The following is a 13,933-nucleotide window of genomic DNA, read 5'->3' as shown; positions in this document are numbered from 1 at the left end:
GGCTCACTCGACCACCCGCAGGAGCAGCAGCGACCGTCCCTCCACGGTGAGTTCCGTGCCGCCCGGGTGGAGTGTGCCGGGGGCCTCGGACTGGTCCTCGCGCGAGGTGTCCAGCACCAGTTCGTAGGACTGGGCCCAGGGCGGGCCCGGGAGCCGGACGGCGCAGGGCCGGTGGTCCGCGTGCAGGACGGCAAGGAAGCTGTCGTCGGTGATCTGCCCGCCCCGTGCGTCCCGCCCCGGGATGTCGCGCCCGGAGAGGTAGAGGCCGAGCGTCGCCGCCGGGGCGTACCAGTCGCCCTCCGTCATCTCCGTCCCCTGCGCGGTGAACCACGCCAGGTCCCGCAGTCCGTCCGGGGCCTGCGGGGTCCCGGCGAAGAAGGCACGCCGCCGCAGCACCGGATGCCGGTGGCGCAGGGCCAGCACCCGGGCGGTCAGCTCGGTCAGCCCGCGCCACCGTGGGTCCTCCAGGAGCGACCAGTCCAGCCAGCTGACCTCGTTGTCCTGGCAGTAGGCGTTGTTGTTGCCGCCCTGCGTGCGGCCCATCTCGTCGCCCGCCACCAGCATCGGCACCCCGGTCGACAGGAGCAGTGTGGTCAGGAGGTTGCGCAGCTGCCGGCCCCTCAGCGCGTCGACGTCCGCGTCGTCGGTCTCGCCCTCCGCACCGCAGTTCCAGGAACGGTTGTCGTTCGTGCCGTCGCGGTTGCCCTCTCCGTTGGCCTCGTTGTGCTTGTGCTCGTAGCTGACCAGGTCGCGCAGGGTGAATCCGTCGTGCGCGGTGACGAAGTTGACCGAGGCGTACGGGCGCCTGCCGCCCCAGGCGTACAGGTCGCTCGATCCCGTCAGCCGGTAGCCGATGTCGCGTACGTCCGGGAGTGCGCCTCGCCAGAAGTCGCGTACGGCGTCGCGGTAGCGGTCGTTCCACTCGGTCCACAGCGGCGGGAACGCCCCCACCTGGTAGCCGCCGTTGCCGACGTCCCACGGCTCGGCGATCAGCTTCACCCTGCGCAGGACGGGGTCCTGGGCGATCACCGCGAGGAAGGGGGAGAGCATGTCGACGTCGTGCATCGAGCGGGCGAGCGCCGCCGCCAGGTCGAAGCGGAAGCCGTCGACCCCCATCTCCGTCACCCAGTAGCGCAGCGAGTCCGTGATCAGCCTCAGGACCTGTGGCTGCACCACGTGCAGGGTGTTGCCGCAGCCGGTGTAGTCCGCGTAGCGGCGGGGGTCCTGCTGGAGGCGGTAGTAGCCCCGGTTGTCGATCCCGCGCAGGGACAGCATCGGACCGAGCTCCCCGGCCTCCGCCGTGTGGTTGTAGACCACGTCGAGGATCACCTCGATCCCGGCGTCGTGCAGGGCGCGCACCATCTGCTTGAACTCGCCGACCTGGCCCCCCGTCGTACCGCTCGCCGCGTAGTCGGCGTGCGGGGCGAAGTACCCGATCGAGTTGTAGCCCCAGTAGTTGTGCAGACCGCGCCGCAGCAGATGGTCCTCGTGCGCGAACTGGTGGACCGGGAGCAGCTCGACCGCCGTGACGCCGAGGCGGCGCAGGTGGCCGATCGCGGCGGGGTGGGCGAGCCCGGCGTAGGTGCCGCGCAGCTCCGGCGGGATGTCCGGGTGCAGCTTGGTGAATCCGCGCACGTGCAGTTCGTAGATGACGGAGTCCGCCCAGGGTGTCTTGGGCCTGCGGTCCTCCGCCCAGTCGTCGTCGTCGTGCACGACGACCGCCTTGGGGACGTACGGCGCGGAGTCCCGGTCGTCGCGCACGGTGTCGGCGACGTGCTGCTCGGGCCAGTCCCGCACATGGCCGTACACCTCGGGCGGCAGGGTGAACGAGCCGTCCACCGCACGGGCGTACGGATCGAGGAGGAGCTTCGCCGCGTTCCAGCGGGCACCGGTCCAGGGGTCCCAGCGGCCGTGCACCCGGTAGCCGTACCGCTGTCCCGGAGGTACGCCGGGGACGAAGCCGTGCCAGATCTCGTGAGTCAGCTCGGTGAGCGGCAGCCGGGTCTCGGTGCCGTGCTCGTCGAAGAGGCAGAGCTCGACGGCCTCCGCCCCGCCCGCCCAGAGGGCGAAGTTGGTGCCCGCGACACCGTCCGGTCCGACGCGGTAGCGGGCTCCCAGCGGCATCGGGGCACCCGGCCATACGGGTGGTTTGTCGGGCTCGTCCCTGAAGGCCGGTCCGCTCGCCACCATCCGCCCCGTCGTACGCGGCGTTTCCTCCTGCTCGGCTGTGCTCGACACCTCTCAGCCTCCTGCGGCTCGTAGGAGCGGCCACCCGTAGGGAGGAGTACGCGGCGTCCCGGCCGCGGCCTTCCTGGCGGTGTCCTCCCCTCTGTTCTGCCCACCGGGAGCCCCGCACTCACGTTTCCCCGGAGCGGCGGTGTCGTTGGGGGAGCGTGAACCACGTAGCGAAGAGAGCGCGGGCCGGTTCGGCCGCCGTGCTGACATGGGCAGGACTGTTCACCGCGGCGGCCGTACTGACCGGCTGCACCGGGACGACGTCGTTCTTCGGGGACGACCGTTCACCCGGGGACGCCATCCGGATCGTCCCCCAGGACGGTGCCGAGAACGTCGGGGCGGCCGGCCGGCTGGAGGTGACCGTCCCCGACGGCCGGCTGGAGCGGGTGAGGGTGACGCGGACGCAGGACGCGGAACACCAGGAGGTGCCGGGCCGGATCGCCGAGGACGGCCGTTCGTGGGAGCCCCGGGACGGGTACCGGCTCGGGCTGGCCGGGAAGTACAGCGTGGAGGCCGTCGCCGTCGACGGCGACGGCCGTCGCTCGGCCCGCAGCACCTCCTTCACCACGCTCGTCCCCAAGGACCGCTTCATCGGCTACTTCAAGCCGGAGAACCGGTCCACCGTGGGCACCGGCATGATCGTCTCCTTCGACTTCAACCGGCCCGTGACCCGCCGGGCCGAGGTGGAGAGGGCCATCAGGATCACCACGGAGCCCGAGGTCGAGGTGGCCGGCCACTGGTTCGGCAAGGACCGCCTCGACTTCCGCCCCGCCGACTACTGGGAGCCGGGTACCGAGGTGACCGTCGACGTGGCCCTGCGCGACGTGGAGGGGGCACCGGGGGTGTACGGCAGCCAGCGGAAGAAGGTGACCTTCCGGGTGGGCCGCTCCCAGACGTCCGTGGTGGACGCCGCGGCGCACACCATGGAGGTGCGCCGTGACGGCGAGGTCGTCAGCAGTGTGCCGATCACGGCGGGCGCCGAGAAGACGACCACGTACAACGGGAAGATGGTGGTCTCGGAGCTGCACGACGTGACCCGCATGGACGGCAGCACCGTCGGCTTCGGCGGGGAGTACGACATCAAGGACGTCCCCCACGCCATCCGGCTGACGAAGTCCGGCACCTTCCTGCACGGCAACTACTGGGAGTCCCCGGACATCTTCGGTTCCGAGAACACCAGTCACGGCTGCATCGGCCTCCGCGACGTGAAGGGAGGCAGTTCGGACACACCGGCCGGATGGTTCTTCGAGCGGACGCTCGTGGGCGACGTGGTCCAGGTGATCAACTCCGCCGACGGCACCGTCGCTCCGGACAACGGCCTCAGCGGCTGGAACCTCGGCTGGCCGCAGTGGAAGGCTGGTTCGGCCCTGCGCTGACTCCCGTTCCGACCTGCGAAGGTCCCGGAGGCACCGCCTCCGGGACCACCGGAGGGCGGCCCAGGCCGACTTGGGACGGAACGGTGACATTCCGGGGGAGTTCTCCTCACGCGCGGTGTGATTATCTTGCGCCGGGCACGCATGTACAGCGTGCGGGAGTGCGGGCCATGGCGGGGCCAGGCCGTGCGAGGGGAGACGACCACATTGAACGGGCAGCCGATATCGGGGGCATGGGCCGGCACCGGCGGGGAACGGCGCGGGCTCCGGGCCCGCGGACTCTCCGCACTGGCACTGGGCGCGCTGCTGCTGCTGGTGACCGCGTGCGGCGGCAGTGGAGCCGCTGCCGAGAAGGACGGCAAGAGGGCGGGTGCGAAGACCGACGACACCAGCGCCTCGCAGGCGGTGGTGACCATCGCGCCCAAGGACGGTGCCGACGACGTGGCGACCAGCGGGGCGCTGAAGGTCACGGCGGCCGACGGCCGGCTGAGCACGGTGAAGGTCTCCGACCCCAAGGGCCGCGAGGTCGAGGGCGCGATAGCGAAGGACGGCCTGAGCTGGGTGCCCGACCGCCACCTGGCCGCCGCGACCAAGTACACGGTGCACGCGGTCGCCAAGGACGGGAAGGGGCGTCAGTCGGCGAAGGACACCAGCTTCACCACGCTGGTCCCGCAGAACACCTTCATCGGTCAGTACACGCCCGAGGACGGCTCGACCGTAGGTGTGGGCATGCCGGTGTCGATCCACTTCACCCGTGGCATCACCGACCCGGAGGCCGTCGAGAAGGCGATCAGCGTGACGGCCGAGCCCGCAGTGGAGATCGAGCCCCACTGGTTCGGCAACGACCGCCTCGACTTCCGCCCCGAGGACTACTGGGCGGCGGGCACGAAGGTGACCGTGCGCCTCGACCTCGACGGTGTCGAGGGGCGGCCGGGGGTCTACGGCAAGCAGGCCAAGTCCGTGAAGTTCACCATCGGCCGCAGCCAGGTCTCCACCGTCGACGCGAGCTCCCACCGGATGAAGGTCGTCCGGGACGGCAAGCAGATCAAGGACATCCCGATCTCCGCCGGCGCTCCGGCCACGACCACGTACAACGGTCAGATGGTCATCAGCGAGAAGCTCAAGGTGACCCGGATGAACGGTGACACCGTCGGCTTCGGCGGCGAGTACGACATCAAGGACGTGCCGCACGCGATGCGCCTGTCGACCTCGGGCACCTTCATCCACGGCAACTACTGGGGCGGATCGGGCATCTTCGGGACGACCAACACCAGCCACGGCTGCGTCGGTCTGCGGGACGTGCGCGGCGCCTGGGACAGCAAGACCCCGGCCGCCTGGCTCTTCGACAACTCCCTGATCGGTGACGTCGTCATCGTGAAGAACTCCGAGGACAAGGTGATCCAGCCGGACAACGGCCTCAACGGCTGGAACATGGACTGGTCGGAGTGGACCGCGTAGGTCCGGCCGTACCGAGGGCCCGGCGCTGTGACCAACGGCACCGGGCCCTCGGCGTTAGCCGCGGTTAACCTGCCTCCCATGACCGTAACCCTTGAAGTGAGCGACAACGTCGGCACGATCCGGCTGGACCGCCCGCCCATGAACGCCCTGGACGTCGCGGTCCAGGACCGGCTGCGTGAGCTCGCCGAGGAGGCCGGCCGGCGCGACGACGTGCGGGCGGTGATCCTCTACGGAGGCGAGAGGGTGTTCGCGGCGGGCGCGGACATCAAGGAGATGCAGGCGATGGACCACACCGCGATGGTGGTGCGGTCCAGGGCCCTGCAGGACTCCTTCACCGCGGTGGCGCGCATCCCCAAGCCCGTGGTCGCGGCCGTCACCGGCTACGCCCTGGGCGGCGGCTGCGAGCTGGCGCTCTGCGCCGACTTCAGGATCGCCGCGGAGAACGCGAAGCTCGGACAGCCGGAGATCCTCCTGGGGCTCATCCCCGGCGCGGGCGGCACCCAGCGCCTGGCCCGGCTGGTGGGCCCGGCCAGGGCCAAGGACCTCATCTTCACGGGCCGTCAGGTGAAGGCCCCGGAGGCGCTGGCGATCGGCCTCGTGGACCGTGTGGTCCCCGCCGCCGAGGTGTACGAGCGGGCGCACGCCTGGGCCGCCCAGCTGGCCAAGGGGCCGGCGCTCGCACTGCGGGCCGCCAAGGAGGCCGTGGACGCCGGGCTGGAGACGGACATCGACACCGGGCTGACGATCGAGCGGAACCTGTTCGCGGGCCTGTTCGCCACCGAGGACCGGGAGCGCGGCATGCGCAGCTTCGTGGAGGAGGGGCCGGGCAAGGCCGAATTCCTCTGACCGAGCGTGAGTCGCGTACGCGTGAGCGCGCGTTCATCCGTGCGGGCGGATCAGTCGGACCTTAAGAGAGCCTTAAGGTCCGGCGCCCGTTCCGCTCGTGCAATTACCCGGCCTTTCGCCGTCACCGCAGGTGGCTGCGGCTGTGCGGGCTCCTGTTCTGCCTCTGGCATATGCCGGAGAACCGGCCCGGAATGACTGGTTCCGGGAAGGGGATTCTGCGGGAACGGTCACGGAGAGCGTTCTGTGAGGCCATGATGGTGAGCATGGCGGGCCTGGAGGGTGTGGAACAGCCGCGACCGCGCGGTGGCGCGACGGCGGCGCGCTGGACGTCTGGCGTCGAGGACGAACAGGCTTTCAAGGCGCTGGAGTTGTTCGGTAATCCGACGGAGGGGGAAGTCCGGCTGCCCTCCCGTCCGGAGTCGGCCGCGACGGCCCGCCGGATCACCTCGTGCGTGATGCTGCGTCAGTGGCAGCTTCCGCCGCAGACCGCCGAATACGGAGTGCTACTGGTCTCCGAGCTCGTGGGCAACGCGGTGCGGCACACCGGCGCGCGGGTCTTCGGCTTGCGGATGCTGCGCCGCCGCGGCTGGGTCCGCGTCGAGGTGCGCGATCCCTCGCGCGGCCTGCCGTGCCTGATGCCCGTCCGTGAGACGGACGTCAGCGGGCGGGGGCTCTTCCTGGTCGACAAGCTCTCCGACCGGTGGGGCGTGGACCTCTTACCCGTCGGGAAGACCACCTGGTTCGAGATGCGCACCACGGACCGCTGACACGCAGAAACCCCCGGTCGGCCGGGGTGCGGCGCGTCGGGGGCTTCTGAGGGGGCCGTGGAATGGGGGGTGTGTCCACGGCCGCGCGGGGGACCTGGCTCGGGTCGGAGGAGGTCGTGCTCCCGACTATGGCAGACGGGCGACTCCGGAGCCAAAGCCGCTAAACGGGCAATATGGCGTGAATCGCAGCATTCGGGTTCCGAATCAAAGGTGCGATGGGTCACTTACCTGGCATTCTCTGTGCATTTAATGCCTCCGTCGAGTGATTCATTGAGCACTCCGCGGCCGTATCTCTTCACATGTTCTGCTCACCCGGACCGTTTCGTCCTACTGTGTCCCGAGTCTCGGGGAACCAGCACCCGACCGACCCGCGAGGTGGACGGCCATGAACGGTCGCAGGGCACCGGTGTCCCGTCGCGGCGCCCTGCGGACGGCGGCGGGCGCTCTCCTGGCCGGCGCGTCCGCCGCGGGCTGCGCGCCGGAGAACGGCCTCCCGTCGGCCCCGGAATCGCGGACCTCCAGGAGCGCCGGGGGACCCGCCGACCCCGGGAAGGCACACGGCGCGGCCCGCCCGGCCGCCGCGCCGCGCCGCTTCCCCGGCCTGCCGGTCCAGATCGCGCACGGGCCCCGGAACCGCCCCCGCGTCGCCCTCACCTTCCACGGCCAGGGGGACCCCGATCTGGCCGGCGCCGTCCTCGCCGCGGCCGAGCGGGCGGGCGCCCGGCTCACCGTCCTGGCCGTCGGCAGCTGGCTCGACCGGCACCCGGGCATGGCACGGCGGATCCTCGGCGGCGGCCACGAGCTCGGCAACCACACCCAGAGCCACCTCGACATCAACGCGATGGACGAGACACGGGCGTACGAGGAGATCGCCGCCTGCGCACGGCGCCTGCGCCGGCTCACGGGGTCGCCCGGCACATGGTTCCGGCCCTCCCGCGCGCAGTACGCCACCCCTCTCGTCCAGGCGCTGGCACGCCGGGCCGGCTACCCGCACGTCCTGTCCTACGACGTGGACTCCCTCGACTTCACGTCCCCCGGGGTGGCGGCCGTCACCCGCAAGGTCGCCGGTGAACTCCGCAACGGCTCCGTGGTCAGCCTGCACTTCGGCTACCGGGACACCGTCGGCGCACTGCCCCTCCTCCTCACCGAGATCGACCGGCGCCAACTGCGCGCGGTGACCACCACGGAGCTGTTGACCTGATGCCTCCCTCCTCGCGCGCCCTCGCCGCCGCTCTGCTCGTCGCCGCGCTCGCCGCCTGCGGCACACCCGCCGGCCACTCCCGGCCCGAGCCGTCCCGTACCGAGGCGGCCGGTCTGCCCGACCGCCCGGCGCCCCCGCCCGGGCTGCCGGGGATGCCTCCCGTGCTCGACGCCCGGGACGTCTACGCGGCGGACCACGCGGGGAGACTCGCCCCGGCCGTCAAGGACTTCCCCTCCCGGGTCTACGTCCCCAACACCAACTCCAACACCGTGTCGGTGATCGACCCGGCGACGTACAAGGTCATCGAGACCGTGCCGGTCGGCAACCAGCCGCAGCACGTCGTGCCGTCCTGGGACCTGAGAACGCTCTGGGTCAACAACGACCTGGGCGACAGCCTCACCGCCATCGACCCGGCCACCGGGAAGACCGGGCGGACGCTCGACGTCTCCGACCCGTACAACCTCTACTTCACCCCGAACGGAAGATACGCCGTGGTGATGGCCTCGATGGACCGGGAGCTGGTCTTCCGCGACCCGAGGACGATGAAGATCGCCAGGACCGTGCCGGTGGACTGCGCGGGGGTCAACCACGCTGACTTCTCGGCGGACGGGCGGTACTTCATCGTCTCCTGCGAGTTCTCCGGCGACCTGCTCAAGGTCGACACGGAGAAGATGAAGGTCGTCGGGCAGCAGAAGCTGCCGCTGCGGGGCGCGATGCCGCAGGACGTGAAGCTCTCCCCGGACGGCACGACCTTCTACATCGCCGACATGGCGGCGCACGGCATGTGGGTCCTCGACGGCAAGGCGTTCACCACCCCGGAGCTGCTGCCGACGGGCAAGGGCGCCCACGGCCTCTACGTCAGCAGGGACTCCCGGGAGATGTACGTCTCCAACCGCGGCGAGGGCTCCGTATCGGTCTTCGACTTCGCCCGGAGGAAGCTCACCAAGAAGTGGCACCTCCCCGGCGGAGGAAGCCCCGACATGGGCGGAGTCTCGGCCGACGGCAAGGTGCTCTGGCTCTCAGGGCGCTACGACGCCGAGGTGTACGCCATCGACACGACCAGCGGCGAGGAACTCGCCAGGATCCCGGTCGGCAGCGGCCCGCACGGGCTCGCCGTCTATCCGCAGGCGGGCCGCTACTCCCTCGGCCACACCGGCGTCTTCCGCTGACGGCGGCCCGGGGACCTGCGGGCCTGCCGCCGCCCGCCGGATCCGCCGTCCGTGCTGCCCGATAATCTGACCCCGTCATCAATGCTCAACGAAGGGGCGGAACAGTGGCGGACATCGAGTCGGCACGCAAGGCATTCGAGCGCTTCGACCAGAACAGCGACGGCAGCATCACGGCCGCCGAGTACAAGAGCGCGATGGCGCAGCTCGGAGACCCCTACGTCACCGAGACGGTGGCGCAGGCTGTCATCAACGCCCACGACGCCAACGGCGACGGCGAGCTCACGTTCGACGAGTTCTGGGCCTCGCAGAACAAGGGCTGACCCGCACCGGACCACGATCGGCGCGGGGCGGGTGCCCGCCGCCCGTCCGGCCGGGGTCCGGGCCGCAGGGCCCGCGGGGGCCGGTCTCAGCTCTCCGTGCCGGAGCGGTAGGCGGCCTCGAAGGAGGCCCGGAAGAGGGCCTGGACCTCCTCCGCGCCGAGGCCCTCGTCGCGCGCCTGGTGCAGCCATTCGTCGAGCGCGGTGCGCAGCGGCCACTCGGGGCCCGACCCCGGCTCGGAGAGGGTGCGGGTGATGAAGGTCCCCGCTCCCTGGCGCACCTCCGCGAGCCCCGCTCGCTCCAGTTCGCGGTAGGCCTTGAGCGTCGTGTTCGGGTTGACCTTGGTGGTGGCGGCGACCTGCGCGGCCGTGGGCAGCCGGTCGCCCTCCTCCAGCGCCCCCATCCGCAGGGCCTGTTCGACCTGCCGGACGATCTGGAGATATGTCGCCACTCCGCTGCGCCGGTCGATGCGGAACACGACCACGGACATCACCTTCCGCTCGATCGATGACACTTTACGTAGAGGGTGGACCGCTGTCCTACAGGGGACGCCGGGAGGCCCACCACAGGGTGAACGCGGTCAGCGCGGCGGCGCCGGCCAGCAGGATGCCGGCGCCGGTCCACTGCATGGCCGGCATCTGGTCGTAGCCCAGGTACTCGACGACGTTGTTGACGATGCCCTTCTCCTGGATGCACGCGTTACTGGCGCTCTCGGTCTGCTCGGCGCAGGAGCCCCACCCGTAGAGCCGGCCGTCGGCGCTCCCGACCCAGCGGTCCACCTCGTAGGCGTCGCCGAGGCGGGCAGGGAAGTCCGAGTCCAGCGGATACGTGATCGTGCGCGTGGCCGCCAGGTGGTCCCGGAGCACGCCCCACGCGACCTGGGTGGCCACGGAGAAGACGAGGGTGACGACCATGGAGGCGAGGACCCGCCGCAGCAGGACGCCGATCGTGATGCCGGCCGCCGTGAGGAACAGGGCGAGCGCGGGGAGGACGGGGCCCGTGGTGTCGAAGGCCGACGCGTCCATCCAGCTGCTGGAAAGGACCGAACGGTGGGGCCGCCACCACCAGGTGAAGACCGCGGAGAGCACCGAGGAGGCCACGAGCGTGATCAGGAGGCACCAGGCGAGCTTCGCGACGAGCCAGCGGGTGCGGGTCACGGACTGCGTGGTGACGAGCTGAGCGGTGCCCTGTTCCTGGTCGGCGGCGATCAGCGGGGCGCCGAAGAACACGGCGAGGATGCCGGGCAGCAGGCCCAGCAGGGAGGTCAGGTTCCGGTAGCCCTCGCCCACCACCGGCTGGGGCACGGACTTCGCGGGCCAGCCCGCGGCGTCCAGCAGGTCGTTCAACTGGGCGCGCTGGTAGACGATCCAGAGCGAGCCGAGCACCACCAGGGCCAGGAGGCAGTACAGGGTGGCCCGGTGCTGGCGCAGGACCAGCCAGGTCAGCCCGCGCAGCAGCCTCGGGCGGGCCGTGCGGGCGGTCGGTGTGTCGGTCAGGGTGGTGCTCATGCGGTCCGGGTCCCCTCGGTCTCGATGCCCGCGTCGGGTGTGTACAGCGCGGGTGCCTCCGGTGAGCGCAGATGCGCGAGCAGCACTTCCTCCAGGCTGGGCTCGGTCACCTGCCAGTCCCCTGACAGCGGACCGCTGGGCCGCACCATCGCCCGGAACTGCCGTCCCTGGACGCGCTTCTCGATCACCGTGTGGACGGAGAGGGAGGCGGGCAGATCCCCGTCCCTCGTCACCCCGGTCACCAGGGCGTGCGCGGGGACGAGGGCGTCGGCGTCCCCGGCCATCCGTACCCGGCCGCCGGAGAGGACCAGCAGGTAGTCGCACATGTCCTCCAGCTCGGCCAGATTGTGCGAGGACATCACCACCGTGGTGCCGTGCCCGACGGCCTCCGCCATGAGCAGGGCGCCCATCTCGTCCCGGGCCAACGGGTCGAGATCCGCCATCGGTTCGTCGAGCAGCAGAATGTCCGGCCGCTTGCCGAAGGCGAGCGCGAGGGCGACCCTGGTGCGCTGGCCGCCGGAGAGCGTGCCCACCGCGGCGTTCATCGGCACCGCGCCCGAGCGCACGATGCGGTCCGCCGTCGCCGCGTCCCAGCCCGGGTTGAGTTCGCCGCCCATCCGCAGCGTCTCACCCACGGTGAAGCGCTTGAACATCGACTTGTCCTGCCCGACGAAGGCGAACCGCGGCATCACCCGGGGGTCGTCCACCGGCACCCCGAACACGCGAAGCTCACCCTCCGTCGGGGCGACCTGGCGGGACGCCAGGCCCAGCAGGGTGCTCTTCCCGGCCCCGTTGGGGCCGACCAGGCCGCAGATCCGACCGGCCGGCAGCCGGAAGGAACAGTCGCGCAGTGCCCAGCCGCGCCGGTAGCGCTTCCCCAGTCCACGGACCTCCAGGGCCCAGGTGTCCGGGCCGCGGCCCGGATCGCTCGTCTTCGCCACGTGTTCTCGGCCTCAATTCCATTAGTCAATTAATGGAATCATGGTTGTCGGGAGGTGTGGCTGTCAAGCACGGACTCCGGGGCCCGCGCCGTGAAGGCGGCGAGCCCCGGAGTCCGGGTGCTTCCGTCGGTGGTCCCCTCCGGGGTTCACTCCGGGGCGGAGTGGAACTCCCTGCGAAGGGCTGTGATGCCGTCGCCCTCCCGGGTCGGATGGACCCGGTTGGTGAGGAGCACGGCGTAACGGGCGGTCCCGGGGTCGACCCAGACGCTCGTCCCGGTGAAACCGGTGTGGCCGTACGAAGCCGGGCCGAAGGACGGCCCGACGGGGGAGCCTGTCGTGTCCTGGCCCTGCCAGGCGAGGGCGCGGCGGAGGTTCAGTCCGTCGGTGTGCGGGGCGGTCATCAGGGCGAAGGTCTCCGGGCGCAGCAGCTCACGGGCCCCGCCCGCCAGGCAGACGGCGAGCCGCTCCATGTCGGCGAGCGTGGCGAACAGCCCCGCGTGGCCCGCGATGCCGCCGAGCACGACGGCGTTCTCGTCGTGCACCTCGCCCACGACGGTCCTGCCCCGCCAGGGGCACCGCTCCGTCGCGACGGCGCGGTCCCGGTCCGCGGGGCCCGGCGCGAAGCCGGTGTCCTTCAGGCCCAGCGGCGCGCACACCAGCTCCGCCACCAGGGCGTCCAGCCCTTGTCCGCCCGCCTGTTCGGCGATCAGGCCGAGCAGCATGAAGCCCTGGGAGGAGTAGGTGACCCGCGTGCCGGGCGCGGACGGCAGCGGCAGTGTGCCGAGGGCGGCGAGCAGGGACTCCCGGGTGCCGTGGTCGCGGTACATCGGTACCCCGCCGGGCAGGCCCGAGGTGTGGGCGAGGAGCCCGGTGACGGTCAGACCCGCCTTGTCGGTGTCCCGGTAGCGGGGGAGGAGTTCCCCCACCGTGCCGGCCAGGGACAGCGCTCCGCGCTCGGCGAGTGCCATGACGACCAGGCCGACGACGGGCTTGGTGACGGAGGCGAGGTCCCACAGGTCGGTGCCGTCCAGCTCTGCCCCGTCCCAGCTCCTGGAGCCCAGCCACCCGCGATCCGTGGGGCCCTGCGCGGAGCCCGTCGACCACGCCGCGCCCGAGTAGAGGCGGCGGTCCCTGCCCCCGGCCAGGATCGCGGCCCGTCCGCCGCCGCCCGTCGGTGCCGCCCCGTGCGCCTGTACGCCCGTCCGTGCCGCGCCGCTCACAGGTCCGCGCTCCCGTCCCCGGCCGGCAGCCCCTCGCGGGCCACCGCGAGCCGGGTCCGTCCGGCCGATCCCAGCCCGGCCGAGACCGAGCGTGCGGCGGCCCGGACCATCGGGCCGTACAGCTCGGCGCCCGCCCGGTCCAGGGTGAAGGCGAGGCCGGTGAGCACGATGGCCCCGACGGTCCGGCCCTCCTCGTCCCGTACCGCCGCGGCGACCGCGCGCCGGTCCTCCTGCTCGTACTGGTCGTCCAGTGCGTAGCCGCGCTCCGCCGCCGCGGCGATCTCCTCCCGCAGGTCCTCGGCGGGTACGGGCAGCGGGTGGCCCTCCGCCTCCGCGGCGGCCAGAGCCCGCTCGGTCTCGGCGGCGGGAAGGGTGGTGAGTATCGCGAGTCCCGGGGCGGAGAGCGGCAGAGGTGTGCGGGAGCCCGGGCGCATCTCGAGGGCGTACTCCCGGGCCGGCTCCGACACCTCCAGGCAGACCGCGAAGTCCCCGTCGCGTACGGCGTAGTGCGCCAGCAGCCCTGTACGGGTGCGGAGTTCGGCCAGCACCGGCCTGATCGTGCGCAGTCCCGTGCCGCTGTCGAGCGCGGCCGCGGACAGGCCCAGCAGGCGGGGCCCCGCCCGGTAGCTGCCCCCTTCGGCGGGCTCGGCGAAGCCCGAGTCCGAGAGGCCGCGCAGCAGCCGGTGCACGGTGGGCTTGGCGAGCCCCGTGCGGCGGGCCAGATCGGCCAGGCGGTGCGGCGCGCCCGCCTCGACCAGCGCGGACAGGACCTCCATCGCCTTGTCCACCGGGCCCATGACGGAGTGTGCGACAGCCCGACCCGTGGGCGGCTGCTCGTTCGGACGGCTATTGACCGGATTCCCCATGTCGCTTAGCTTACCCCCACTGCATTCCATC

Annotated in this window: 13 protein-coding genes; 7 read left to right on the top strand and 6 right to left on the bottom strand. The window is 71.7% G+C overall.

What is annotated here, in order from left to right:
• Positions 1-3: 3 nt before the first annotated feature.
• A complete protein-coding gene (gene glgX, locus ACIRJR_RS27190) occupies positions 4-2,124 on the bottom strand; it encodes a glycogen debranching protein GlgX (protein ID WP_403785610.1) in 2,121 nt (706 codons plus the stop codon).
• 269 nt (positions 2,125-2,393) lie between these two features.
• Here glgX and ACIRJR_RS27185 point away from each other — a divergent pair, with 269 nt between their 5' ends.
• From ACIRJR_RS27185 to ACIRJR_RS27155, 7 genes are all read left to right on the top strand, one after another.
• Positions 2,394-3,611 (top strand): Ig-like domain-containing protein, encoded by a 1,218-nt coding sequence (locus ACIRJR_RS27185; RefSeq protein ID WP_403785257.1) that lies wholly within the window; start codon positions 2,394-2,396, stop codon positions 3,609-3,611.
• Positions 3,612-3,815: 204 nt separating this feature from the next.
• Positions 3,816-5,066 carry an Ig-like domain-containing protein gene (locus ACIRJR_RS27180; RefSeq protein ID WP_403785255.1) on the top strand — a complete coding sequence of 417 codons (1,251 nt, stop codon included), beginning with the start codon at positions 3,816-3,818 and terminating at the stop codon, positions 5,064-5,066.
• 78 nt (positions 5,067-5,144) lie between these two features.
• Positions 5,145-5,912, top strand: a complete 768-nt coding sequence (locus ACIRJR_RS27175) for an enoyl-CoA hydratase/isomerase family protein (RefSeq protein ID WP_403785253.1) — start codon at positions 5,145-5,147, stop codon at positions 5,910-5,912.
• Between the two features lie 251 nt (positions 5,913-6,163).
• Complete coding sequence (locus ACIRJR_RS27170) at positions 6,164-6,679, top strand: ATP-binding protein (protein ID WP_403785250.1); 516 nt, start codon at positions 6,164-6,166, stop codon at positions 6,677-6,679.
• A 385-nt stretch (positions 6,680-7,064) separates the two neighbouring features.
• The gene (locus tag ACIRJR_RS27165; protein WP_403785247.1) at positions 7,065-7,880 is read left to right on the top strand and encodes a polysaccharide deacetylase family protein; all 816 of its coding nucleotides are present in this window, start codon (positions 7,065-7,067) and stop codon (positions 7,878-7,880) included.
• Entirely contained in the window at positions 7,880-9,049 is a 1,170-nt protein-coding gene (locus ACIRJR_RS27160) for a beta-propeller fold lactonase family protein (protein WP_403785245.1), read from the top strand. Before ACIRJR_RS27165 ends, ACIRJR_RS27160 begins: the two co-directional genes overlap by 1 nt.
• A gap of 104 nt (positions 9,050-9,153) precedes the next feature.
• The gene (locus ACIRJR_RS27155; protein ID WP_403785243.1) at positions 9,154-9,369 is read left to right on the top strand and encodes an EF-hand domain-containing protein; all 216 of its coding nucleotides are present in this window, start codon (positions 9,154-9,156) and stop codon (positions 9,367-9,369) included.
• Between the two features lie 86 nt (positions 9,370-9,455).
• On the opposite strand, the gene ACIRJR_RS27150 is transcribed toward ACIRJR_RS27155, so the two are convergent.
• From ACIRJR_RS27150 to ACIRJR_RS27130, 5 genes are all read right to left on the bottom strand, one after another.
• On the bottom strand, positions 9,456-9,857 hold the full coding sequence (locus ACIRJR_RS27150; RefSeq protein ID WP_403785607.1) for a GntR family transcriptional regulator: 402 nt from the start codon (positions 9,855-9,857) through the stop codon (positions 9,456-9,458).
• Between the two features lie 49 nt (positions 9,858-9,906).
• A complete protein-coding gene (locus tag ACIRJR_RS27145) occupies positions 9,907-10,875 on the bottom strand; it encodes an ABC transporter permease (RefSeq protein ID WP_403785240.1) in 969 nt (322 codons plus the stop codon).
• On the bottom strand, positions 10,872-11,816 hold the full coding sequence (locus ACIRJR_RS27140; RefSeq protein WP_403785238.1) for an ABC transporter ATP-binding protein: 945 nt from the start codon (positions 11,814-11,816) through the stop codon (positions 10,872-10,874). The genes ACIRJR_RS27145 and ACIRJR_RS27140 overlap by 4 nt, the downstream gene beginning before the upstream one ends.
• A gap of 146 nt (positions 11,817-11,962) precedes the next feature.
• The gene (locus ACIRJR_RS27135) at positions 11,963-12,964 is read right to left on the bottom strand and encodes a serine hydrolase domain-containing protein (RefSeq protein WP_403785604.1); all 1,002 of its coding nucleotides are present in this window, start codon (positions 12,962-12,964) and stop codon (positions 11,963-11,965) included.
• Positions 12,965-13,032: 68 nt separating this feature from the next.
• Complete coding sequence (locus ACIRJR_RS27130; protein WP_403785236.1) at positions 13,033-13,833, bottom strand: IclR family transcriptional regulator; 801 nt, start codon at positions 13,831-13,833, stop codon at positions 13,033-13,035.
• Positions 13,834-13,933: the final 100 nt, after the last annotated feature.

This window comes from Streptomyces sp. NPDC102402, from assembly GCF_044765765.1.
In the GTDB taxonomy this organism is placed as follows: Bacteria; Actinomycetota; Actinomycetes; order Streptomycetales; family Streptomycetaceae; genus Streptomyces.
The sequence above is the reverse complement of the archived record's forward strand: the minus strand, read 5'-3'. Positions and strand labels throughout refer to the sequence as shown.